This is a genomic window from Brucella grignonensis (assembly GCF_002252505.1).
Classification (GTDB): Bacteria; Pseudomonadota; Alphaproteobacteria; order Rhizobiales; family Rhizobiaceae; genus Brucella; species Brucella grignonensis.
Genome location: NZ_NNRL01000153.1, coordinates 103,877 through 124,530, shown reverse-complemented (window position 1 = coordinate 124,530; position 20,654 = coordinate 103,877). Strand labels below are relative to the sequence as shown.

Below are 20,654 nucleotides of genomic sequence, written 5' to 3'. Positions count from 1 at the left end.
AAACAGATGTTTGCAGCGTGTTGTTCGTAAATTAGCGAAACTTCATGCGTGAGGTGAGAAATGACACAAGTTAGAACATCCTCTCCGCTGGCGGTGTCGGGTCTGGCGAAGACGTTCACGATGCACTTGCAAGGTGGCATTCAGTTGCCAGTCGTAAGTAACGTGGACTTCAATCTGGAAGCAGGCGAATGCGCCGTGCTTGGCGGACCTTCCGGTGCCGGTAAAAGCTCCATTCTCAAGATGGTCTATGGCAATTACGCTGTGAATGCAGGTTCGATCCTCATTCGTCACGAAGACCGGATGGTGGATCTGGCAACAGCCGATCCGCGCGAAGTGCTGGCCGTTCGGCGCGATACGATTGGCTATGTCAGCCAGTTTCTGCGCACATTGCCGCGCGTCGCGGCAATCGATGTGGTTGCCGAGCCTCTGGTTGCGCGTGGCGTCGATCGCGAAGTGGCGCTGAACCGCGCTCGCGAGCTTCTGTCACAGCTCAACTTGCCGGAACGGCTGTGGGCCTTGCCGCCTGCAACCTTCTCCGGCGGCGAACAGCAGCGCGTGAACATCGCGCGCGGTTTCATCACGGATCATCCGGTGTTGCTGCTCGATGAGCCGACCGCCTCACTCGATGCGAAGAACCGTGCGGTCGTGGTTGATCTCATCAAGGCCAAGAAGGAGCAGGGCGTCGCCATGCTAGGCATCTTCCACGATGAAGATGTGCGTACGGAGGTTGCGGACCGGATTATCGATGTGACAGCTTTCTCTCCGAGGGCCGCCGCATGACCAAGCTATCGGTAGAACCGCTGGTGCATGAAACCGCCATCGTCAGCGGTTGTACACTCGGTCGCTACACAGAGATAGGCGAGCGCAGCCGCGTTTCGGAAACTGTGCTCGATGACTATTCCTATCTCGGTGTCGATTGCGAAATCTGGTGTGCGGAAATCGGCAAGTTTTCCAATATCGCCAGCCATGTGCGCATCAACGCCACCAACCATCCGACATGGCGTCCGACGCTGCATCATTTCACCTACCGCGCCGGTGATTACTGGCCGGAGGAAAAGGATGAGACGGAGTTTTTTGAGTGGCGTCGCGGCAATGCTGTGAAAATCGGTCACGACACATGGCTTGGCCATGGCTCCACCATTTTGCCGGGGGTGACGGTTGGCAATGGTGCGGTTGTCGGGGCCGGAGCAGTGGTGAGCAAGGACGTTGCACCCTATACGATTGTGGGCGGTGTGCCTGCGCGTCTCATTCGCGAACGTTTCGATGCCGCGACCGGCAATCGTCTGGGTCTGCTGGCCTGGTGGGACTGGAGCCACGATCGTCTGCGTGAAGCGCTCGATGATTTCCGCGCGCTCGATATCGAAGCTTTCCTCTCGAAATATGAAACTGCCGCTAACACGAATGCGGTGATGAAAGAGCTATCCCATGGCTAATGAAATCGTTCTGAAAAATGCGCAGATCGTGCTCGCTGACGAGATTGTTTCCGGTTCTATCCTGATCCGTGACGGCAAAATTGCAGCCATCGATCAGGGCTATGCCAATGGTGGCGATGACATGGACGGCGACTATGTCATTCCGGGTCTGATCGAGTTGCACACCGACCAGCTGGAAAACCATTATGCGCCGCGTCCGAAAGTGCGCTGGAATGTCGATGCCGCAGTTCAGGCGCATGATGCGCAGGTAGCAGCATCGGGCATCACGACGGTTTTCGATGCGATGCGTGTCGGCTCCGACTATGACCGCGACTTCGTTGGTAAGGATATGCGGATGCTTGCGGATGCCATTGAAAGCGGTGTTCGCGAAAATCGCCTGCGAGCAGATCATTTTCTGCATCTGCGCTGCGAAGTGTCCTCTGCGGATTGTCTTGAGACATTCGAGCTTTTCGCAGGCGACGATCGCGTCAAACTCGCTTCGCTGATGGATCATGCGCCGGGACAGCGTCAATTCGTTGATCTTGAGACCTATCGCACTTATTACATGCGTAAGATGAAGCTCACGGATGAGGAGTTCCGGGTGCATTGTGAGAAGCGCATGGCGGATTCGGACGCCTATTCGGCCAAACATCGCCGCGCCATTGCCGAGATGGCTGTGACGCGCGGCGTCGTTCTGGCCAGCCATGACGATGCGACCAGTGCGCATGTCGATGAATCGCTCGACCATGGCGTGCGGATTGCCGAGTTTCCGACTACGATGGAAGCGGCCAATGCTTCCAAAGGTGCGGGCCTTTCCATTCTGATGGGCGCGCCGAACATCGTTCGCGGTGGTTCGCATTCCGGCAATATCGCCGCACGCGATCTCGTCGATAATGGCAGCCTCGACATCCTGTCTTCGGATTATATTCCGTTCAGCCTTATTCAGTCGGCTTTCGGCCTTGCTTCGGGCGAACGCGCGATTGCGCTGCCACAGGCTGTCCGCCTCGTAACTAAGAACCCGGCTGATGCCATGGCTATGGATGATCGCGGCGAAATCGCTATCGGAAAGCGCGCCGATCTCGTTCGCGTGCGCCCCAAAGGTGCAATTCCGGTTGTGCGCACTGTCTGGCGCGAAGGCGAACGGGTGCTTTGATGCAGATGCAATCCGATATGCCGAAAGGCTGTTTCGTCGCCGTCGTCGGCCCCAGCGGGGCCGGCAAGGATACGATCATGGATGCAGCGCGTGTGGCTCTTGCGGGCGACACGCGTTTTCATTTTGTGCGCCGCATCATCACCCGCCCGCAAATGCCGGGCACGGAAGATCATGACAGTCTGGATGAAGCATCTTTTGAAAAAGCTGCAGGCGAGGGAGCCTTCGCGCTGCACTGGCAGGCGCATGGCCTGAGCTATGGATTGCCGAAATCGCTTGATGATGAAATCGCCGACGGTACGGTGGTGATCGCCAATGTCTCGCGTAGGGTTCTGGGTGATATTCGCAGGCTCTACAAATCGCGTTCTGTGGTCGTGATAACGGCCCAGCCGGACGTTCTGGCAGAACGACTTGCATCGCGTGGTCGTGAAAGCCGGGAAGAAATCACCGCGCGGCTTGCGCGTGAAGTGAGCTTCGATGACGATGCCGGAGATGTTGTCACAATAGACAATTCCGGCGAAGTCAGCGTATCCACAAAGACCTTCTTGCGACATTTGCAGGAAATTAGCGTTAAAACAATCGCTTGATTAGATTTCTTATAGTGACGTGTAAATTTACACAAACGTCATTATGCTTTCATTGCAGTGTCATGGAAGCAATTCAGAGTGAGCATGAATGGAGACGAATTCATGCTTCAACTGAACAACATAACGCGCCGCTATAATGACAAGGTGGCGGTTTCGGGCGTTGATCTCGAAATCGAGCCGGGCACGTTTGTGGGTATTATCGGGCGCTCGGGCGCTGGCAAGTCGACGCTTCTGCGTATGATCAATCGCCTCGTTGAGCCTTCAGAAGGGACCATCCACTGGGACGGTCGTGATGTTACCGGGCTCAAGGGCTCGGGATTGCGTGACTGGCGCGCGCAATGCGCGATGATTTTCCAGCATTTCAATCTGGTTGATCGTCTTGATGTTCTGACCAACGTTCTGATGGGGCGCCTGAACTATGTTTCGACGCCGAAGTCGCTCCTGCGTATCTGGAGCGACGAAGAACGCCTGATCGCTCTTTCCGCTTTGCAGCAGTTCGATATTGCGCATCTTGCGGCGCACCGCGCCGATGAACTTTCGGGTGGCCAGCAGCAGCGTGTGGCCATTGCCCGTGCTCTCGTGCAGCAGCCACGCATTATTCTTGCCGACGAGCCGATTGCATCGCTCGATCCACGCAACACCCGCAGCGTCATGGACGCCTTGCGCCGCATCAATCGTGAATATGGCATAACGGTTCTCTGCAATCTGCACTCGCTCGATATTGCGCGCAGCTATTGCGACCGCCTCGTCGGCATGTCGGCTGGCAAGATCGTATTCCGCGGCACACCGTCGATGCTGACGGATATGGCATCACGTGACCTTTACGGCATGGAAGCCGCTGACGTCATCGACGCCGATGAACAGGCTGAAACAATGCCAATGCCAGTTCCGCAGTCGGCTGAAGCCGTTCTGCGCCAGCTTTCCGCCTGAGCACACAACGCTCCGGAAAAATTACGCTCCAAAATCAGGGATTAACAGGAGATACCTATGCTTAACCGTAGAAACTTTCTGGCGGCTGCTGCGCTTACCGCTACGCTGACCATGCCAATGATGGCTTCCACTGCACAGGCTGCAGACTGGAGCAAGGATTATCCGGAAATCGTTCTGGGCGTTATCCCGGCTGAAAACGCCTCGACCACTTCCGACCGTTATGCGCCTCTGGCTGCCTATCTCGGTAAGGAGCTTGGCACGAAGGTTACGCTGCGCGTCGCCAATGACTATGCCGCTGTCATCGAAGGTCAGCGCGCTGGCAACATCCAGATCGCATTCTATGGCCCGGCTTCCTATGCCCGCGCCGTCATGACTGGCGTTGAAACCACACCACTCGTCAATCAGCGTCACAACACCGGAGTCAACGGCTATTATTCGGTCGTTTATGTTCGCGCCGACAGCCCGTACCAGAAAATGGATGACCTGAAGGGCAAGACCATTGCTCTCGTTGATCCGAACTCCACGTCGGGCAACAACGCGCCGCGCTTCTTCCTCAACCGCGAAGGCTATAGCGTCGATACGTTCTTCGGTAAGAACTTCTTTGCTGGCAGCCATGAAAATGCAGTTCTCGCTCTCGCACAGGGCACCGCCGACGCTGCTGCAAACTCGTGGAACTCGGAAACCGACTCCAACCTGACCCGCATGGTCAGCCGCGGCGTTCTGAAGGATGCCAACGGCAAGGCAATGACGAAGGATGATTTCCGCGTCATCTTCAAGTCGGACTTCCTTCCTGAAGGTCCGTTTGCTGTTCTCAGCACCCTGCCAGACCAGCTGAAGGCCGACATCAAGCAGGCTTTTCTCGACATGCCGAAGAAGGACAAGGCTGGCTTTGACGCCCTTTCCGACGGCAAGGATCAGGAATTCGTGGCGACCGAAGCTAAGGATTTCGAACCGATCATCGAGATGCTCAAGTTCAACGACAAGGCTCGCAAGTCTTAATCCGCAGAACAATTGAAGTGCCCGAAGCCGCAAAAGCTTCGGGCATTTTTTTAGAGCATGATCCCGAAAAGTCGGAAACCGCCTACGCAGGGAAATCAGTCCACTGGACTGATTTCTGATCCTGCTCCGATCAGACAAGATCATGCTTGATTAAAGGAATCTCGCATGACGGTATCCTCACTCGACGGCAACGGAGCAAAAGGCCTGCTTGCCGATTATCGGAGAGAAGTCGGCAAACGGCGTCTCTACGGTATCGCGCTGCTCCTCGCGCTTGTCGTTGTCGCCATTGCTGCCTCCGTCGTTGCCGATGTTCGGCCGGGCACACTGGTCGAAAATCTCTTTCGCTTTACAAGCTATCTCGGTCGCATTCTGCCGGATTTGACCATTGCCAATTTCTGGGGCGACCTCGCTGCCTGGTACTGGAACCTCGGCGGCTGGCTCAAGATGCTGTTTGAGACGCTGTTGATCGCCTATCTGGCGACGTTGATCGGTGCTGTGGTCGCTTTTGCGGCTTCCTTCGCAGCATCATCCAACATGGCTCCCAATTCGACGGTTCGCTTCATCGTTCGTCGCGGGCTGGAGCTGTTGCGTACGGTTCCGGAAATCGTCTTCGCGCTGCTGTTCGTTATCGCCTTCGGTCTTGGGCCGATGGCCGGTGTGCTGGCGCTGATGCTCCATACAACTGGTGCGCTGGGCAAGCTGTTCTCCGAAGTTGTTGAGAATATCGATATGCGCCCGGTAGAAGGTATTCGCGCATCGGGCGGTTCCGGCCTGCAGGTCATCCGCTTTGCCGTGCTGCCACAAGTGGCCGCAAATTTTGCTTCCTATGGCCTGCTGCGTTTTGAAGTCAACGTGCGCGGTGCTTCCGTCATGGGTTTTGTAGGGGCGGGCGGCATCGGGCAGGAACTGCTCACCTCCATCCGCCAGTTCTATTACAGCGATGTCAGCGCCATTCTACTTCTGATCATCGTGACGATCGTTGTGATCGATCTTGTCACCCAGCGCGTGCGTCACGCATTGCTTGGCCGTATTGGTTGAGGAGAGAATTATGACTGATATTGCACAAAGTCTCTCCCGCGAAGCGCATGCGCACGAAAAGGAACTTCGGGCAGAACATGCCGAATTGTTCGGAAACGCGCGTGCCTGGCGCAATCTGGCGATTTTAACCGTAGCGCTTATCGCTTCGGTCTGGTTCGCCTTCTATTGGCTCGATTTTTCGCTGCTGCGCATTCTGAACGGTCTCGGCCGCCTCGGCGATTTCGCCTTGATGATGCTGCCACCATCGTCCGGTGGTCGTTTCAGCCTTTATCTCTGGTCGATGATGGAAACGCTGGCAATCGCCTATCTCGGCACATTGCTGGCAGCGATCCTTGCTTTTCCATTCGGTTTTCTGGCGGCGAAGAACATCATTCCGAATGTCTTCCTGCATTTCGGCATTCGCCGTTTCCTCGATACCATTCGCGGCGTCGATACGCTGATCTGGGCGCTGATCTGGGTGTCGGTTGTGGGGCTTGGACCTTTCGCCGGTATCCTCGCCATCGCCTGCTCGGATTTCGGCGCATTCGGCAAGCTGTTCTCGGAAGCCATTGAAGGGGCCGATAAGAAGCCAGTCGAAGGCGTAGTCTCGTCGGGTGGCGGCAAGCTGCACGGTTATCGCTTCGGCGTACTGCCACAGGTTCTGCCGCTGATCGGCAGTCAGGTGCTTTACTTCTTCGAGTCAAACACTCGTTCGGCAACGATCATCGGTATTGTCGGGGCAGGTGGCATCGGCGCGCATCTGGCGGAACAGATCAAGGTTCTCAATCTTCAGGATGTTTCATTCCTGATTCTGATGATCCTCGTGGCTGTTGCCGTGATCGACTGGTTCTCATCCAAGCTTCGTCACGCGATGATCGGCAAGAAGGCGCAGAAGTCTGCTTAACCACTGATAAGTGTCTTGATGCCATCGGCAACGAATTGAACCGCAAGCGCTGCCAGAATGACGCCGAGAAGGCGTGTCAGGATGGAACGGCCGGTTTCGCCGAGAAACCGGTCGACCCGCTCTGCCAGCAGCAGCACGAGATAGGTAATCAGCAGGCAGACGAAAATTACGCCAAGAAGGGCCAAACGCGGCCCGATGCCATGGAATGAGTCCGAAGTCAGCACGATAGCCGAAATTGCGCCCGGACCGGCAATCAGCGGAATGGCGAGCGGGAAGGCGGCTATATTGCGGATATGGTCCTTGGTGATGGCCACCTCGGCGCTCTTTTCCTTGCGCTCCGTCCGCTTTTCGAAAATCATCTCAAATGCGATCCAGAACAGCAACAGGCCACCGGCCACGCGGAACGCGCCGATAGTAATGCCGAACATGCCGAGTATCTGTGCGCCTGCAATGGCAAAGAGCGCCATCACGATAAAACCGATGATGGAGGCGCGAAGCGCCACCTGACTGCGGTCGTTGCGTTTCATGCCCGGTGTCAGCGCGAGAAACAGCGGCGCAAGGCCGGGCGGATCGATGGTGACGAGAAGGGTGACGAAGGCGCTGAAAACCGTATCGTAGAACCCCATGCTGAACTCGCCCCTTTTGTTGGTATTCTTTGCTTCGATTGTTAAGCGGATTGTAGCTGATGCGAGGTGATTGGTCGACGTAAAGCGCGCTTTGCGGCAACATCATTGCGCGATCTTTATGTGAATATCTTTTAAACTATTGATTCGATAAAGGAAATAAGCCTATTGAAATGGTCGCGAAATTGGCGTTTTGTACCGTTTTACTTTATAAAGTGACTTTATCGATTCTGTTGAGAAAGATATCTGAATAGTGTCAGATCAAACGCCTCCACCTGGTTCCGAAGATATGAATGGCGGCCCGAGCGGCCCTACAGGTATCGAACCAATTTCCATTATTGAGGAGATGCAGCGCTCCTATCTCGATTACGCAATGAGCGTTATCGTGAGTCGCGCTCTGCCTGACGTGCGCGACGGTCTCAAGCCTGTGCACCGGCGTATTCTCCATGCCATGAACGAGATGAATCTCGCTTATAATCGCCCCTACCGTAAATCGGCAGGTGTGATCGGTGAAGTGATGGGTAAGTACCATCCGCATGGCGACGCATCTATTTATGACGCCCTCGTGCGTATGGCGCAGGACTTCTCGCTGCGTGATCCACTTGTGGACGGACAGGGCAATTTCGGTTCCATCGACGGCGATCCGCCAGCGGCGATGCGTTATACCGAATGCCGTCTGGAAAAGGTCACTGAATCCCTTTTGTCGGATATCGACAAGGATACGGTTGATTTTCAGGACAACTATGATGGTCGCGAGCGTGAACCGATGGTTCTGCCAGCGCGCTTTCCGAATCTGCTCGTCAATGGTTCGGGCGGTATTGCGGTCGGTATGGCGACCAATATTCCACCGCATAATCTTGGCGAAGTCATCGATGGTTGCGTAGCACTCATCGAAAATCCGGCCATTGAGCTGGAAGAAATGATGGAGATCATCCCCGGTCCGGATTTCCCGACCGGCGGTATCATCCTCGGACGCGCGGGGATTAATTCGGCTTACAGCACGGGTCGCGGCTCGGTCATCATGCGCGGCCGCGTGGCGATTGAGCCAATGCGCGGCGATCGTGAAGCCATTGTTATCACCGAGATTCCATATCAGGTGAACAAGGCCTCGATGATCGAGAAGATGGCCGAACTGGTGCGCGACAAGCGTATCGAAGGCATTTCCGATCTGCGTGACGAATCCGACCGCGACGGCTATCGCGTTGTGGTCGAACTCAAACGCGATGCCGTCGCCGATGTCGTTCTCAACCAGCTTTATCGCTATACGCCGTTGCAGACCTCGTTTGGCTGTAACATGGTGGCGCTGAATGGCGGCAAGCCGGAACAGCTTACGCTGCTCGACATGCTGCGGGCATTCGTGTCCTTCCGTGAGGAAGTGGTCACACGCCGTACCAAGTTCCTGCTCAACAAGGCGCGTGATCGCGCGCATGTGTTGGTTGGTCTGGCAATTGCTGTTGCGAATATCGACGAGATCATTGCTCTCATTCGTCGTGCGCCCGATCCGGCGACCGCTCGTGAGCAGTTGATGGAACGTCGTTGGCCTGCTGCTGATGTGGCACCGCTGATCCGTCTCATCGATGATCCGCGTCATGCGATCAATGAAGACAACACGTATAACCTCTCGGAAGAGCAGGCACGTGCTATTCTTGATCTGCGCCTGCAGCGTCTGACAGCACTTGGCCGCGATGAAGTTGCGGACGAGCTGAATAAAATCGGCGAAGAAATCCGCGACTATCTGGAGATTCTCGGCTCGCGCATTCGCGTTATGACAATCGTCAAAGAAGAGATGATTGCTGTTCGTGACGAGTTCGCCACGCCACGCCGCACCGAGTTCGGTCTTGGTGGCGCCGAAATGGACGATGAAGACCTCATCGCTCGCGAAGATATGGTCGTGACTGTCAGTCATGCCGGTTATATCAAGCGTGTACCGCTGGCGACCTATCGTGCGCAGCGTCGTGGCGGCAAGGGTCGCTCCGGCATGGCAACGAAGGACGAGGATTTCGTAACCCGTCTGTTCGTCGCCAATACGCACACACCGGTTCTGTTCTTCTCCTCGCGTGGTATCGTTTATAAGGAAAAAGTCTGGCGTCTGCCGGTCGGCAATCCGCAGTCGCGCGGCAAGGCCCTCATCAACATGCTGCCATTGCAGCAGGGTGAGCGCATTACCACGATCATGCCATTGCCGGAGGATGAAGAATCCTGGGCAAACCTCGACGTCATGTTCTCGACGACGCGCGGTACGGTTCGCCGTAACAAGCTTTCCGACTTCGTTCAGGTCAACCGTAACGGTAAGATCGCGATGAAGCTGGAAGAAGAAGGCGATGAAATCCTTTCGGTCGATACATGTACCGAATTCGATGACGTGCTTCTGACCTGTGCCGGTGGCCAGTGTATTCGCTTCCCTGTTACAGATGTTCGCGTCTTTGCAGGCCGTAATTCGATCGGTGTTCGCGGTATCAATCTGCCGGATGGCGACAAGGTTATTTCGATGGCGATCCTGCATCATGTGGATGCGGATGCATCAACCCGTTCTGCCTATCTCAAGCGTTCGATTGCCGAGCGCCGGGCGCAAGGTGCGGACGATGCAGATGACATCGTGGTTGTCGGTGAGGATGTCGCGGTCGAAACGGATCTTTCGGAAGAGCTTTATCAGGAACTTAAGGCACGCGAAGAAACCGTTCTCACGGTCAGTGAGTATGGTTACGGCAAGCGTTCCTCGTCTTATGAGTTCCGCGTTTCCGGCCGTGGCGGTAAGGGTATCCGTGCAACCGATACTTCGAAAACCGACGAAATCGGCAAGCTTGTTGCTCTGTTCCCGGTTGAAGCAAGCGATCAGATCCTGCTGGTTTCCGATGGTGGTCAGCTGATCCGCGTGCCGGTTGGCGGCATTCGTATCGCTGGACGCTCGACCAAGGGGGTCACGATCTTCAATACGGCTGACGGCGAAAAGGTCGTCTCGGTCGAGCGCATTTCAGAAACAGAAAGCGACGAAGAGAATGGCGCTGCCGAGGTTGATGAAACCGCAGCTGAGGGTGATGCGCCTGCAGCTGGTGGCGAAGAATAGAACTTTGAACAAAGAAAGCCCGGAGTTCCCGGGCTTTTTCAATCTGAGAAGCTCAGATTAGACTAGCTATTTTTGATCTAGTCAGTACCGGCCTCCAAGGAAGTTAGAAGCGATATTTCTGCCTTATTGTTTCAACGTTGGCTATTGAGGCAAGTGAATGAAATGTATTGATGAATTGCCGCTTCGATGCTCATGCTGTGGGTTTAAGACACTGAGCGAGCGAGGTGGTTTCGAAATTTGTCCTGTTTGTTTTTGGGAAGATGATGGGCAAGACGAAGATGATGCCCACAAAGTGTTTTGCGGGCCAAATGGCGGAATCAGCCTAACCGAGGGACGTGCAAATTATCTTGCTTTTGGTGCTTGCCAACGCCAGAGCCTGCCTTACGTGAGAAAACCTTTTCCAAAAGAACACTAATTAATTCGCCAAATAAAAAGGCCGATGGTTCAACATCGGCCTTTTTTCAGATGCCAGGACTGGAGGGAACTGGCGATCTCAGGAAACTCAAAACAGAACTTAATGCGATCTGAGCTTACGCATGGTGCTCAGATTAAAAGCGGCGGGACGTACACGTTGGCGCTTCGCTTCGTTCTCTTCCAGAAGCAATACGATCGCCGATGCAGCCATCGCTACCATCATGGATAATGCCAGAAGAAATATCATCATCGCGGTATCCTTTCGTTATAGATACGCTTGAGAAGCGAAAAGGTTGCACCAAGTTTGCGCCTATCTTGGTAAATCGGTTGTGAACTTGTCGTGAAATCGTTGTTCATATCGAATTCATCTGTTTTCTTGGTTTCTGATTTCTTTCCAATTGTGGTTGTTGTTGAAAATCTGACGAGAAAAGGCTAGCTGGAAGAAATGACGATCGCGATTTATGCTGGTTCCTTCGACCCGGTGACCAATGGCCATATGGATGTGCTGAAAGGTGCGCTGCGCCTTGCAGACAGGGTTATTGTCGCCATTGGTGTGCATCCCGGCAAAAAACCATTGTTCAGTTTTGAGGAGCGTGTCGAGCTTATCGGTGCGAGCGCCAAGGCTATTCTCGGTAAGGATGCCAACCGACTATCTGTGATCTCTTTCGACAATCTGGTGATTGCTGCTGCGCGTAAACATGGTGCGCAACTTATGGTTCGCGGCCTCCGCGACGGCACCGATCTCGATTATGAGATGCAGATGGCTGGTATGAATGGCACAATGGCACCGGAACTCCAGACCGTATTTCTGCCTGCCGATCCAGCCGTGCGCACGATTACTGCCACATTAGTTCGTCAGATTGCCTCTATGGGAGGCGACATCAAGCCCTTCGTTCCAGTCGCGGTAGCCACAGCACTGGAAGCAAAATTCAAATCCTGATCGCAGGGAGTTTTCCGATCATGCAATTCATTCGTTCGACGCTTGCCGCAGCTGCTATTGTTGCGCTGTCTCAGGGTGCAGCCTTTGCTGCTGACACCCTCAATTTGCAGCTCAAAGATGGCAATGTTGCTATTGAGCTCGATCCAAAGCTTGCACCAAAGCATGTCGCACAGATTGAAAAGCTGGTGAAGGAAGGCGCTTACGATGGCGTTGCATTCCACCGTGTTATTCCTGGTTTCATGGCTCAGACCGGTGACGTGAAGTTCGGTAACGTCGACAAGGGCTTCAATGCCTCGCGTGTTGGTACAGGCGGCTCGGAACTCCCGAACATTCCGGCTGAATTCTCAAAGGAACCATTTGTGCGTGGCACGGTTGGTATGGCGCGCAGCCAGGATCCGAACTCGGCCAACTCGCAGTTCTTCATCATGTTCAACGAAGGTTCATTCCTGAACGGCCAGTACACTGTTGTTGGCAAAGTTGTCAGTGGCATGGACGTGGTTGATAAGATCAAAAAGGGTAGTGAATCCGACAATGGTTCGGTAGAAAATCCTGACAAGATCATCAAGGCTACGATCGACAAGAAATAAGCTTTAGAGCGCTTTTCGATCTGATTGAAAGAGATCGGCGCTCTAAATATCTGTTTTAACGCGCATCTTATCCGAAAACCGTTTCACACTTTTCGGGATGCGCTCTAAATTCAACGCGTATTCCTGTCCCAAAAAATGATTCAAACTTTTAGGGATACGCTCAATAGGAGAGGCCCGATGGCTTACAAAGACCCGGAAAACACACTCGTTCTTGAAACCACAAAGGGCAATGTTGTTCTCGAACTCTACCCTGATCTTGCCCCTGGCCATGTCGAGCGCATCAAGGAACTGGCACGCGAAGGCGCTTATGACGGCGTTGTGTTCCATCGCGTTATCGACGGTTTCATGGCTCAGACCGGCGACGTTAAGTTCGGCAAGACCGGCGGCGCGCATTTTAACGGCTCGCGTGCTGGCATGGGCGGTTCGGACAAGCCCGACCTGAAGGCTGAATTCTCGAACACCCAGCACAAGCGCGGCACAGCCTCGATGGCTCGTTCGCAGAACCCGAATTCGGCTAACTCGCAGTTCTTCATCTGCTTCACCGATGCTCCATGGCTTGACCGTCAGTACTCTGTATGGGGTCAGGTTATCGAAGGCATGGATAATGTTGACAAGATCAAGCGCGGCGAACCTGTTACCGATCCAGACGTGATCGTAACTGCACGCATTGCTGCAGACATCTAATTTAGTCATTTCTATAGAAATATAGCGGCTCCGGTTTTGCCGGGGCCGCTCTTGCTTTGACGCATTTCCATGAGCGTATGCTGAATGGTGGTGCTCTTATGAGGTTTACGATGCGTGTTGATCTTTTCGATTTCGATTTGCCGGATGAGCGTATTGCGCTGCGTCCAGCCGAGCCGCGCGATCACGCCAAACTTTTGCGTGTCCGTCCCGGTCAGCCATTCGAAGATCGACAGGTATTTGAATTACCCGATCTGCTTCAACCGGGTGATGCGCTCGTTTTCAACGATACAAAGGTTATTCCGGCACAGCTGGAAGGCATGCGCGAGCGCGAAGGCAATATTTCGCAGGTGAGTGCTACGCTTCACATGCGCACCGGCCTTGATCGCTGGAAAGCTTTCCTGCGTCCGGCCAAGCGCGTGAAGGAAGGCGACCGCATTCGTTTCGGTCATTCTGGTTCGAGCTGCTTCATGGGCGCGCTCGATGCAACCGTTGCCGAAAAGGGTGATGCAGGTGAAGTGCTTCTGGTTTTCGACCTTTCGGGTGCGATGCTTGACGAAGCGATTGCCGCCGTCGGCCATATTCCTTTGCCGCCTTATATCGCATCCAAGCGCGCTGAGGATGAGCGCGATCGCAGCGATTATCAGACTGTTTATGCGCGGGAAGAGGGCGCAGTTGCAGCACCAACTGCTGGACTGCATTTCACGCCTGATCTTCTTGAGAGAATTCGCGAACGCGGTATCGAAGAGCATTTCGTGACACTGCATGTGGGGGCGGGCACGTTTCTGCCTGTCAAAGCCGACGACACGACGGACCACAAGATGCATTCCGAGATCGGTTATGTTTCGCAGGAAACCGCAGATGCGCTCAATGCCGTTCATGCGCGCGGCGGCCGGGTGATTTGCGTCGGCACAACATCGCTGCGCCTGATTGAAAGTGCTGCCGGTGAAGATGGCATCATTCGCCCTTGGGCAGGCCCGACTGATATTTTCATCACACCGGGCTACAAATTCCGTGCAGTCGATCTGCTGATGACCAATTTCCATCTGCCACGCTCGACGCTCTTCATGCTGGTTTCGGCCTTTAGTGGTTTCGACACGATGCAAGAAGCATATAAGCGTGCAATCGAGACAGGCTACCGCTTCTATTCCTACGGCGATGCAAGCTTGCTTGAACGAGCTTGAGATATTAGAGACACGGCATGACCAGCGAAAATTTTGAATTCAAAGTGCTTGCGCGTGATGGCGCAGCGCGTCAGGGCGAAATCTCCATGCCGCGCGGCGTGGTGCGGACACCTGCCTTCATGCCGGTTGGCACAGCCGGAACCGTCAAGGCCATGTATATGGATCAGGTGAAGGATTTGGGCGCTGATATTATCCTCGGCAACACCTACCATCTGATGCTGCGTCCAGGTGCTGAACGTGTGGCGCGTCTCGGTGGTCTGCACGAGTTTGGCGGATGGAAAGGTCCGATTCTGACGGATTCCGGTGGCTTTCAGGTCATGTCGCTCGCGCAGCTCCGCAAGCTTAATGAAAACGGCGTGACTTTCCGCTCGCATATCGATGGCAAGCCTTATGAAATGACGCCGGAACGTTCCATCGAAATTCAGGGGCTGCTCGATAGCGATATTCAGATGCAGCTCGATGAATGCGTGGCGCTGCCATCGCCTGAAAAGAACACCGAACGCGCGATGGAATTGTCGCTGCGCTGGGCAGAACGCTGCAAAGTGGCGTTTGGCACACAGGCTGGCAAGGCGATGTTCGGCATCGTGCAGGGTGGTGACAATGCGCGTCTGCGTGAACGCTCGGCTGAAGCACTGAAGGCGATGGACCTCAAAGGCTATTCCGTTGGCGGTCTGGCGGTTGGCGAACCGCAGAACGTCATGCTCGACATGCTCGAAGTTGTTTGCCCGATCCTGCCATCGGAAAAGCCGCGTTACCTGATGGGTGTCGGCACGCCGGATGACATTCTAAAATCGGTTGCCCGCGGCATCGATATGTTCGATTGCGTGATGCCGACGCGTGCCGGTCGTCATGGTCTGGCTTTCACGCGCTTTGGAAAAGTGAACCTGCGCAATGCGCGTCATGCCGATGATCATCGTCCGCTTGATCCGGAATCTAATTGCCCGGCAACGCGTGACTACAGCCGCGCTTATTTGCATCATCTGGTGAAGTCGGGTGAAGCATTGGGCGGAATGCTGCTGACATGGAATAATCTGGCTTATTACCAATATCTGATGCAGGGCATTCGCGCGGCAATTGCCGAAGGGCGCTTTGAAGATTTTGCCGCTGAAACGACAGCCGGATGGGAGAGGGGCGACATTCCAGCCCCGTAACTTCATCTTCGTTAAAAACAAAACGCGCCATTTATGGCGCGTTTTTTGTATCAATTATCGGCAGCAGATGGGGTTAACCAGCTTCCAATAGCTTCTCGAGCCGACAGATAACCGAGTGACGCTCTTCATCACTGACGATATCACAATCGAGCAAACGGCCACATTCCAGACCTGTAAGCGCCAGATAGGTGATCAAAACAAGATTATCGTCGGTCGCATCTTTCAGCATCCGATCCAGCAAGGTTCTGTGATAATGCCTGACAGGGATCATAAAGTCCGGGTTCTCGACCAGCGCTGCCAGAATTCCGCTGGCTGGCGGTTCATCGTCCGCTTGAACGCGATAAACATCAAAAAAAGCACGCGCAACGCGGTTTTTATCACCGCTTTGAAGGTTCTCCTGAACTTCCATCGCCCGTTCATGCTCTTTCATATATTCTTCGACCACACCTTCGAGCAGCTTTGCTTTCGTGGGAAACGAATAAAGCAATCCTCCTTTTGAGAGGCCTGCGCGGGCGGCCACTGCATCAAGCGATATATGTGCGGGTCCAACTTCCTGAGCGAGTTCAACGGCTGCGCGCAAAATGCGCTCTCGCGAAGAGACCTTATTCTTTGTGTGCAATTCCTTGGGTCTCCTGACAGTTCCATAGTTGACAATACCGTCCAGACGGTACAGTTATTTCCATCTGATATTCAAGTAAAATTCGTGCGACCAAATTGTGAGGAACATAAAGGAAGCACACCAACGACGCTCTGGAGTGCATCCGCAATGATCAAGCGCCTTATTCTGGCAATAATTTTCCTCGTGATCGTCGTGGGAGGGCTTGTTGGATTTAACCTGTTCAGAACGCAGGCGATCAAAGATTTCTTCGCCAATATGCAACAGCCGGCGAAGACGGTTTCAACCGTTACATTGGAGCCGGGTGTATGGACGCCCGGTATTGAAGCAATCGGTTCTGCGAATGCGATCAATGGTGTTGATCTCACGGTTCAGGTCAATGGAATCGTTGATAAAATCAACTTCAAGGCCAATCAGGAAGTGAAGCAGGGCGACGTTCTGCTTGAACTCGAAAACAGCATTGAAACTGCCGATCTGGTGGCCGCCAAGGCTGAAGCTATTCTTGCAGATCAAAACCTGAAACGCGCTGAAACACTGCGCACACGCGGTGTTGGTGCAGTTTCTGACGTTGATACAACGGCTGCTGCGGCAAGTGCCAAACAGGCGACCGTTGCGAGAATGCAGGCTGTGCTTGACCAGAAGACCGTTACTGCGCCCTTTGATGGCATGATCGGTATTTCGAAAGTCGATCTCGGTCAGTATCTGACGCCCGGTACTGTAATCGGTACCTTGCAGGAAATTGACAAGATGCGGATTGATTTCACCGTGCCGGAACAATCCTTGACGTCGCTCAAACTCGGCCAGGTTGTGAAAGTCGGTCCAAACGCAGATAAACTCACTTACAATGGAACGATTGTTGGTATTGACCCGAAGATCGATCCATCAAGCCGTCTGGTTTCGGTTCGTGCAGAGGTGCGGAACGATGAGCCGCGCCTCGTACCTGGCCAGTTCGTTCAGGTCCGCATTGAACTTCCGCAGGAAGACAATGTTCTTGCGCTGCCTCAGACTGCAATCGTGACCAGCCTTTATGGCGATTATGCTTATGCTGTTCGTCCGCAACAGCCGAAGGAAGGCGAAAAGGCTCCCGAAGGGCAAGCTGAAAAGCTGATCGCCCAGCAGGTCTTCGTCAAACTCGGTCGTCGTTATGGCGGCGTCGTAGAAATTACCGATGGTTTGAAGGCTGGTGACATCGTGATCAGTGCAGGTCAGAACCGGCTTGCACCAGGTGCTGCTGTTATGATCGACAACACAGTCAATCCGCTGCCTGCGGCTGACAAGTAATAGGCGAGCAAGATGAGCTTTTCCGATATCTTCATCCGGCGACCCGTACTTGCTACTGTGGTCGCTCTCATGATCATTCTTCTTGGCCTTCAGGGTATCGCGCAGCTTACTGTGCGTGAATATCCAAAGGTCGATGAAACCGTTATTACCGTTACTACGGCTTATGCGGGTGCGAGTGCTGAGCTTATTCAGGGCTTTATTACGTCGCCAATCGCTGAATCGGTAGCAACCACTGAAAACATTGACTATGTCACGTCATCCAGCCGCCCATCGTCGAGCACGGTGACGGTTCAGATGAAGCTTGGCGCAAATCCGGATGCAGCGCTCACCGAAGTGATCGCAAAGGTCAATCAGGTTCGTGGCAATCTGCCGTCTGAATCCGATGATCCGGTTATCGTCAAGGGCACGGGCCAGAGTTTTGCGACCATGTATCTGGCAGCGCAAAATCCGAATATGACGAGCGAGCAGATTACGGAATATCTGGAGCGCGTCATTCAGCCTCGTATGTCCACGATTCAAGGTGTGGCAAAGGCTGAAATTCTTGGTGGTCAAGTCTATTCGATGCGTGTGTGGATTGATCCGATCCAGTTGGCTGCACGCGAGATCACAGCACCCGAGGTTCTGGCTGCTATCAATGCCTCGAACTTCCTGTCGGCACCGGGCACAACCAAGAACGAGTACGTATCGTCTTCGATCACGCTGGAATCGACCTTGCAGACGCCTGAAGCCTTTGGCGCGATGCCGATCAAGACTTCCGGCGATGAAGTCGTGCGCCTGCGCGATGTTGCAAAAATCGAACTGGCTGCAAAGAGCACGGATACGATTGTTTCGTTCAATGGCTCTGCCGGTACGTTCCTTGGCGTTTATCCGACGCCTGCAGCAAACCCTATCGACATGGCGAGCGCCGTTCGCAAGGAATTGCCGTCTATTCAGGCATCGCTGCCTGAAGGCATGAAGCTTGATCTCGTTTATGACGCGACCGAGCAGATCAGCTCGTCGATCAAGGAAGTTTTCACGACCATCGGCGAAGCCGTGGCCATTGTTATTCTGGTCATCATCGTCTTTCTTGGTTCGTTCCGCTCGGTTCTCATTCCAATCGTAACAATCCCGATCTCGCTGATCGGTGTCTGCTTCTTCCTTTATATCTTCGGCTTCTCGATCAATCTCCTATCGCTGCTTGCGATGGTTCTGGCGATTGGTCTGGTGGTCGACGACGCTATCGTGGTGCTGGAGAATATTCACCGTCATATCGAAGAAGGGTTGCGTCCGATGGATGCTGCCTTCAAGGGTATGAAGGAAATCACCGGTTCGATTATTGCGATGACGATCACGCTGGCAGCGGTGTTTGCGCCTCTCGGATTTACCGGCGGCTTGACTGGTTCGCTGTTCCGCGAGTTTGCTTTCACGCTGGCAGGCGCGGTTATCATCTCCGGTGTAGCGGCATTGACGATTTCGCCGATGATGTGCGCGCGTATGCTCAAGCATGGCGAAGCATCGCGATTCCAGAAGTTCATCGACAGCACCTTCTCGAGATTCGAGAAGTGGTATCATCGCATGGTGTCGGGGTCGCTTAATTATCGCCCGATCACCCTGATGATCGTTATTGCTCTGATTGGTCTTACAGGCTTCTTGTTTGTGAACACATCGACCGAACTGGCACCTGAAGAAGATTCCGGCGCATTGTTCTCGATGTTCCAGGCTCCGCAATATGCGACTTCTGCATACACCAATCTCTATGCCGAGCAGATCGATGGTCTGACCAAGGATCTGCCAGAATTGGATACACGCTTCCAGATCGTTGGTATGGATGGCGGTACGAATTCGGGTATTGCGCTCTGGGTATTGAAGGAATGGTCGGAACGTTCGCGCTCGCAGAAGGAAATCCAGCAGGATTTGACCAATCGTCTGAGCAAGGTCGCAGGTGTTGAAGCCTTTATCTTCGCTCCGCCTTCCTTGCCGGGTACGGGCGGCGGTCTGCCGATCTCAATTGCGCTTCAATCAACAGGTCCTTCGGATCAGGTTTTCCAGCTTGCTGAGGAAATCAAGAATGAAGCACAGGCAACGGGTCAGTACATCATTGTTCAGAACTCGATGTCCTTTAATGCACCGCAGACCACGATCACGATTGATCGCGATCGCGCTGCAACGCTTGGTGTGCAGGTGAGCGATATCGGTTCGACCCTTGGTCTTCTGACCGGTGGTGCAAAGATTGCCCAGTTTGACCGCGATTCAAACAGCTACGACATCATCAGTCAGGTGCCGGACATCTATCGTTCCAATCCTGAAAAGCTCGGCGATTTCTATGTTCGCAGTGTTTCGGGTTCGATGGTGCCTCTGTCGTCGGTGATCAAGATCAAGACGAACGCTTCGCCTGCGGCGATTGAGCAGTTCAATCAGCTCAACTCTGCGACGATTTCCGCTCTGCCTATGCCGAGTGTTACGACAGGTCAGGGCCTGCAGACGCTCGTCAATCTGGCGCAGCAGAAGATGCCGGAAGGCTTCTTCCTCGACTATTCCGGTCAGTCGCGTCTGGAAGTCGAGCAAGGCAATACGATTATGATTGCCTTCGGTCTCGCCGTTATCGTGATCTATCTGGTGCTTGCGGCGCAGTTCGAAAGCTTCCGCGATCCGTTCATCATCATGATGTCGGTGCCGCTCTCGATCTTTGGTGCTATCGTTCCGCTGAATCTGGGACTTGGAACGCTGAACATCTACACGCAGGTCGGCCTCATTACGCTTGTGGGGCTGATAACCAAACACGGCATTCTGATGGTGGAGTTCGCCAATCAGCAGCGTCGCCTGCATGGTCATTCGCGTCGTGAGGCCATCATCCTCTCGGCAGAAACCCGCCTGCGTCCGATTCTGATGACCACGGCTGCTATGGCGCTTGGTGTTGTTCCGCTGATCATTGCAAGTGGCGCGGGTGCGGCTGCCCGTTACTCAATGGGTCTGGTGATTTTCACCGGCATCACCGTCGGTACGGTCTTCACGCTGTTCGTGGTTCCTATGTTCTACACTTTCATTGCAAAGAAGGATGTGGAAGGCGAGTTCGTGCCAGAGCAGGAAGAGGGCAAGGAGCCTGCGACAGCAGCCCATCACTGAAACTTGTATTGA

20 protein-coding genes are annotated in these 20,654 nt (G+C 54.1%); 17 read left to right on the top strand and 3 right to left on the bottom strand.

Features of this window, described 5'->3' with window-relative positions:
- Positions 1–60: 60 nt before the first annotated feature.
- From phnL to phnE (CEV33_RS06340), 8 genes are all read left to right on the top strand, one after another.
- Positions 61–780: a phosphonate C-P lyase system protein PhnL gene (gene phnL / locus CEV33_RS06375; RefSeq protein ID WP_094539645.1), complete on the top strand. Its 720-nt coding sequence runs from the start codon at positions 61–63 to the stop codon at positions 778–780.
- Positions 777–1,433, top strand: coding sequence for a DapH/DapD/GlmU-related protein (locus tag CEV33_RS06370; RefSeq protein WP_094539644.1), 657 nt, complete (start codon positions 777–779; stop codon positions 1,431–1,433). Before phnL ends, CEV33_RS06370 begins: the two co-directional genes overlap by 4 nt.
- Positions 1,426–2,565: an alpha-D-ribose 1-methylphosphonate 5-triphosphate diphosphatase gene (locus CEV33_RS06365; RefSeq protein ID WP_094539643.1), complete on the top strand. Its 1,140-nt coding sequence runs from the start codon at positions 1,426–1,428 to the stop codon at positions 2,563–2,565. The genes CEV33_RS06370 and CEV33_RS06365 overlap by 8 nt, the downstream gene beginning before the upstream one ends.
- A 5-nt stretch (positions 2,566–2,570) precedes the next feature.
- The gene (gene phnN / locus CEV33_RS06360; RefSeq protein WP_094539700.1) at positions 2,571–3,149 is read left to right on the top strand and encodes a phosphonate metabolism protein/1,5-bisphosphokinase (PRPP-forming) PhnN; all 579 of its coding nucleotides are present in this window, start codon (positions 2,571–2,573) and stop codon (positions 3,147–3,149) included.
- A gap of 102 nt (positions 3,150–3,251) precedes the next feature.
- The gene (phnC, locus tag CEV33_RS06355; protein WP_012092077.1) at positions 3,252–4,079 is read left to right on the top strand and encodes a phosphonate ABC transporter ATP-binding protein; all 828 of its coding nucleotides are present in this window, start codon (positions 3,252–3,254) and stop codon (positions 4,077–4,079) included.
- Between the two features lie 57 nt (positions 4,080–4,136).
- A complete protein-coding gene (gene phnD, locus CEV33_RS06350; RefSeq protein ID WP_094539642.1) occupies positions 4,137–5,078 on the top strand; it encodes a phosphonate ABC transporter substrate-binding protein in 942 nt (313 codons plus the stop codon).
- A 165-nt stretch (positions 5,079–5,243) separates the two neighbouring features.
- Entirely contained in the window at positions 5,244–6,116 is an 873-nt protein-coding gene (gene phnE, locus CEV33_RS06345; RefSeq protein WP_094539641.1) for a phosphonate ABC transporter, permease protein PhnE, read from the top strand.
- A gap of 10 nt (positions 6,117–6,126) precedes the next feature.
- The gene (phnE, locus tag CEV33_RS06340; protein WP_094539640.1) at positions 6,127–6,999 is read left to right on the top strand and encodes a phosphonate ABC transporter, permease protein PhnE; all 873 of its coding nucleotides are present in this window, start codon (positions 6,127–6,129) and stop codon (positions 6,997–6,999) included.
- Here phnE (CEV33_RS06340) and CEV33_RS06335 read toward each other — a convergent pair.
- A complete protein-coding gene (locus CEV33_RS06335) occupies positions 6,996–7,625 on the bottom strand; it encodes a MarC family protein (RefSeq protein WP_094539639.1) in 630 nt (209 codons plus the stop codon). The two genes, phnE (CEV33_RS06340) and CEV33_RS06335, sit on opposite strands and share 4 nt — an antisense overlap.
- 286 nt (positions 7,626–7,911) lie before the next feature.
- Here CEV33_RS06335 and gyrA point away from each other — a divergent pair, with 286 nt between their 5' ends.
- Both gyrA and CEV33_RS24790 read left to right on the top strand, forming a co-directional pair.
- Positions 7,912–10,686 carry a DNA gyrase subunit A gene (gyrA, locus tag CEV33_RS06330; RefSeq protein ID WP_094539699.1) on the top strand — a complete coding sequence of 925 codons (2,775 nt, stop codon included), beginning with the start codon at positions 7,912–7,914 and terminating at the stop codon, positions 10,684–10,686.
- A 157-nt stretch (positions 10,687–10,843) separates the two neighbouring features.
- Positions 10,844–11,101, top strand: coding sequence for a CPCC family cysteine-rich protein (locus CEV33_RS24790; RefSeq protein WP_094539638.1), 258 nt, complete (start codon positions 10,844–10,846; stop codon positions 11,099–11,101).
- A 99-nt stretch (positions 11,102–11,200) separates the two neighbouring features.
- Here the strand turns inward: CEV33_RS24790 and CEV33_RS23970 are convergent, their stop codons facing one another.
- A complete protein-coding gene (locus CEV33_RS23970) occupies positions 11,201–11,350 on the bottom strand; it encodes a hypothetical protein (protein ID WP_164844637.1) in 150 nt (49 codons plus the stop codon).
- A 195-nt stretch (positions 11,351–11,545) separates the two neighbouring features.
- Between CEV33_RS23970 and coaD the strand changes: the two genes are divergently transcribed.
- From coaD to tgt, 5 genes are all read left to right on the top strand, one after another.
- Positions 11,546–12,040, top strand: a complete 495-nt coding sequence (coaD, locus tag CEV33_RS06320) for a pantetheine-phosphate adenylyltransferase (RefSeq protein WP_094539637.1) — start codon at positions 11,546–11,548, stop codon at positions 12,038–12,040.
- A gap of 20 nt (positions 12,041–12,060) precedes the next feature.
- Positions 12,061–12,627 carry a peptidylprolyl isomerase gene (locus tag CEV33_RS06315; protein ID WP_094539636.1) on the top strand — a complete coding sequence of 189 codons (567 nt, stop codon included), beginning with the start codon at positions 12,061–12,063 and terminating at the stop codon, positions 12,625–12,627.
- Positions 12,628–12,804: 177 nt separating this feature from the next.
- Positions 12,805–13,311 (top strand): peptidylprolyl isomerase, encoded by a 507-nt coding sequence (locus tag CEV33_RS06310; protein WP_094539635.1) that lies wholly within the window; start codon positions 12,805–12,807, stop codon positions 13,309–13,311.
- Between the two features lie 110 nt (positions 13,312–13,421).
- On the top strand, positions 13,422–14,492 hold the full coding sequence (queA, locus tag CEV33_RS06305; protein WP_094539634.1) for a tRNA preQ1(34) S-adenosylmethionine ribosyltransferase-isomerase QueA: 1,071 nt from the start codon (positions 13,422–13,424) through the stop codon (positions 14,490–14,492).
- Between the two features lie 17 nt (positions 14,493–14,509).
- Entirely contained in the window at positions 14,510–15,643 is a 1,134-nt protein-coding gene (gene tgt / locus CEV33_RS06300; protein ID WP_094539633.1) for a tRNA guanosine(34) transglycosylase Tgt, read from the top strand.
- 73 nt (positions 15,644–15,716) lie between these two features.
- On the opposite strand, the gene CEV33_RS06295 is transcribed toward tgt, so the two are convergent.
- Positions 15,717–16,262: a TetR/AcrR family transcriptional regulator gene (locus CEV33_RS06295; protein ID WP_094539632.1), complete on the bottom strand. Its 546-nt coding sequence runs from the start codon at positions 16,260–16,262 to the stop codon at positions 15,717–15,719.
- Between the two features lie 147 nt (positions 16,263–16,409).
- Between CEV33_RS06295 and CEV33_RS06290 the strand changes: the two genes are divergently transcribed.
- Both CEV33_RS06290 and CEV33_RS06285 read left to right on the top strand, forming a co-directional pair.
- A complete protein-coding gene (locus CEV33_RS06290; protein ID WP_094539631.1) occupies positions 16,410–17,540 on the top strand; it encodes an efflux RND transporter periplasmic adaptor subunit in 1,131 nt (376 codons plus the stop codon).
- A gap of 12 nt (positions 17,541–17,552) precedes the next feature.
- A complete protein-coding gene (locus CEV33_RS06285) occupies positions 17,553–20,642 on the top strand; it encodes an efflux RND transporter permease subunit (protein ID WP_094539630.1) in 3,090 nt (1,029 codons plus the stop codon).
- The last annotated feature ends 12 nt before the right edge of the window (positions 20,643–20,654 follow it).

Excerpts from the sequence above, each read along its gene's own strand:
- phnL (WP_094539645.1), top strand. The coding sequence starts at position 61 with ATGACACAAGTTAGAACATCCTCTCCGCTGGCGGTGTCGGGTCTGGCG.
- CEV33_RS06370 (WP_094539644.1), top strand. The coding sequence starts at position 777 with ATGACCAAGCTATCGGTAGAACCGCTGGTGCATGAAACCGCCATCGTC.
- CEV33_RS06365 (WP_094539643.1), top strand. The coding sequence starts at position 1,426 with ATGGCTAATGAAATCGTTCTGAAAAATGCGCAGATCGTGCTCGCTGAC.
- phnN (WP_094539700.1), top strand. The coding sequence starts at position 2,571 with ATGCAATCCGATATGCCGAAAGGCTGTTTCGTCGCCGTCGTCGGCCCC.
- phnC (WP_012092077.1), top strand. The coding sequence starts at position 3,252 with ATGCTTCAACTGAACAACATAACGCGCCGCTATAATGACAAGGTGGCG.
- phnD (WP_094539642.1), top strand. The coding sequence starts at position 4,137 with ATGCTTAACCGTAGAAACTTTCTGGCGGCTGCTGCGCTTACCGCTACG.
- phnE (WP_094539641.1), top strand. The coding sequence starts at position 5,244 with ATGACGGTATCCTCACTCGACGGCAACGGAGCAAAAGGCCTGCTTGCC.
- phnE (WP_094539640.1), top strand. The coding sequence starts at position 6,127 with ATGACTGATATTGCACAAAGTCTCTCCCGCGAAGCGCATGCGCACGAA.
- CEV33_RS06335 (WP_094539639.1), bottom strand. The coding sequence starts at position 7,625 with ATGGGGTTCTACGATACGGTTTTCAGCGCCTTCGTCACCCTTCTCGTC.
- gyrA (WP_094539699.1), top strand. The coding sequence starts at position 7,912 with ATGAATGGCGGCCCGAGCGGCCCTACAGGTATCGAACCAATTTCCATT.
- CEV33_RS24790 (WP_094539638.1), top strand. The coding sequence starts at position 10,844 with ATGAAATGTATTGATGAATTGCCGCTTCGATGCTCATGCTGTGGGTTT.
- CEV33_RS23970 (WP_164844637.1), bottom strand. The coding sequence starts at position 11,350 with ATGATGATATTTCTTCTGGCATTATCCATGATGGTAGCGATGGCTGCA.
- coaD (WP_094539637.1), top strand. The coding sequence starts at position 11,546 with ATGACGATCGCGATTTATGCTGGTTCCTTCGACCCGGTGACCAATGGC.
- CEV33_RS06315 (WP_094539636.1), top strand. The coding sequence starts at position 12,061 with ATGCAATTCATTCGTTCGACGCTTGCCGCAGCTGCTATTGTTGCGCTG.
- CEV33_RS06310 (WP_094539635.1), top strand. The coding sequence starts at position 12,805 with ATGGCTTACAAAGACCCGGAAAACACACTCGTTCTTGAAACCACAAAG.
- queA (WP_094539634.1), top strand. The coding sequence starts at position 13,422 with ATGCGTGTTGATCTTTTCGATTTCGATTTGCCGGATGAGCGTATTGCG.
- tgt (WP_094539633.1), top strand. The coding sequence starts at position 14,510 with ATGACCAGCGAAAATTTTGAATTCAAAGTGCTTGCGCGTGATGGCGCA.
- CEV33_RS06290 (WP_094539631.1), top strand. The coding sequence starts at position 16,410 with ATGATCAAGCGCCTTATTCTGGCAATAATTTTCCTCGTGATCGTCGTG.
- CEV33_RS06285 (WP_094539630.1), top strand. The coding sequence starts at position 17,553 with ATGAGCTTTTCCGATATCTTCATCCGGCGACCCGTACTTGCTACTGTG.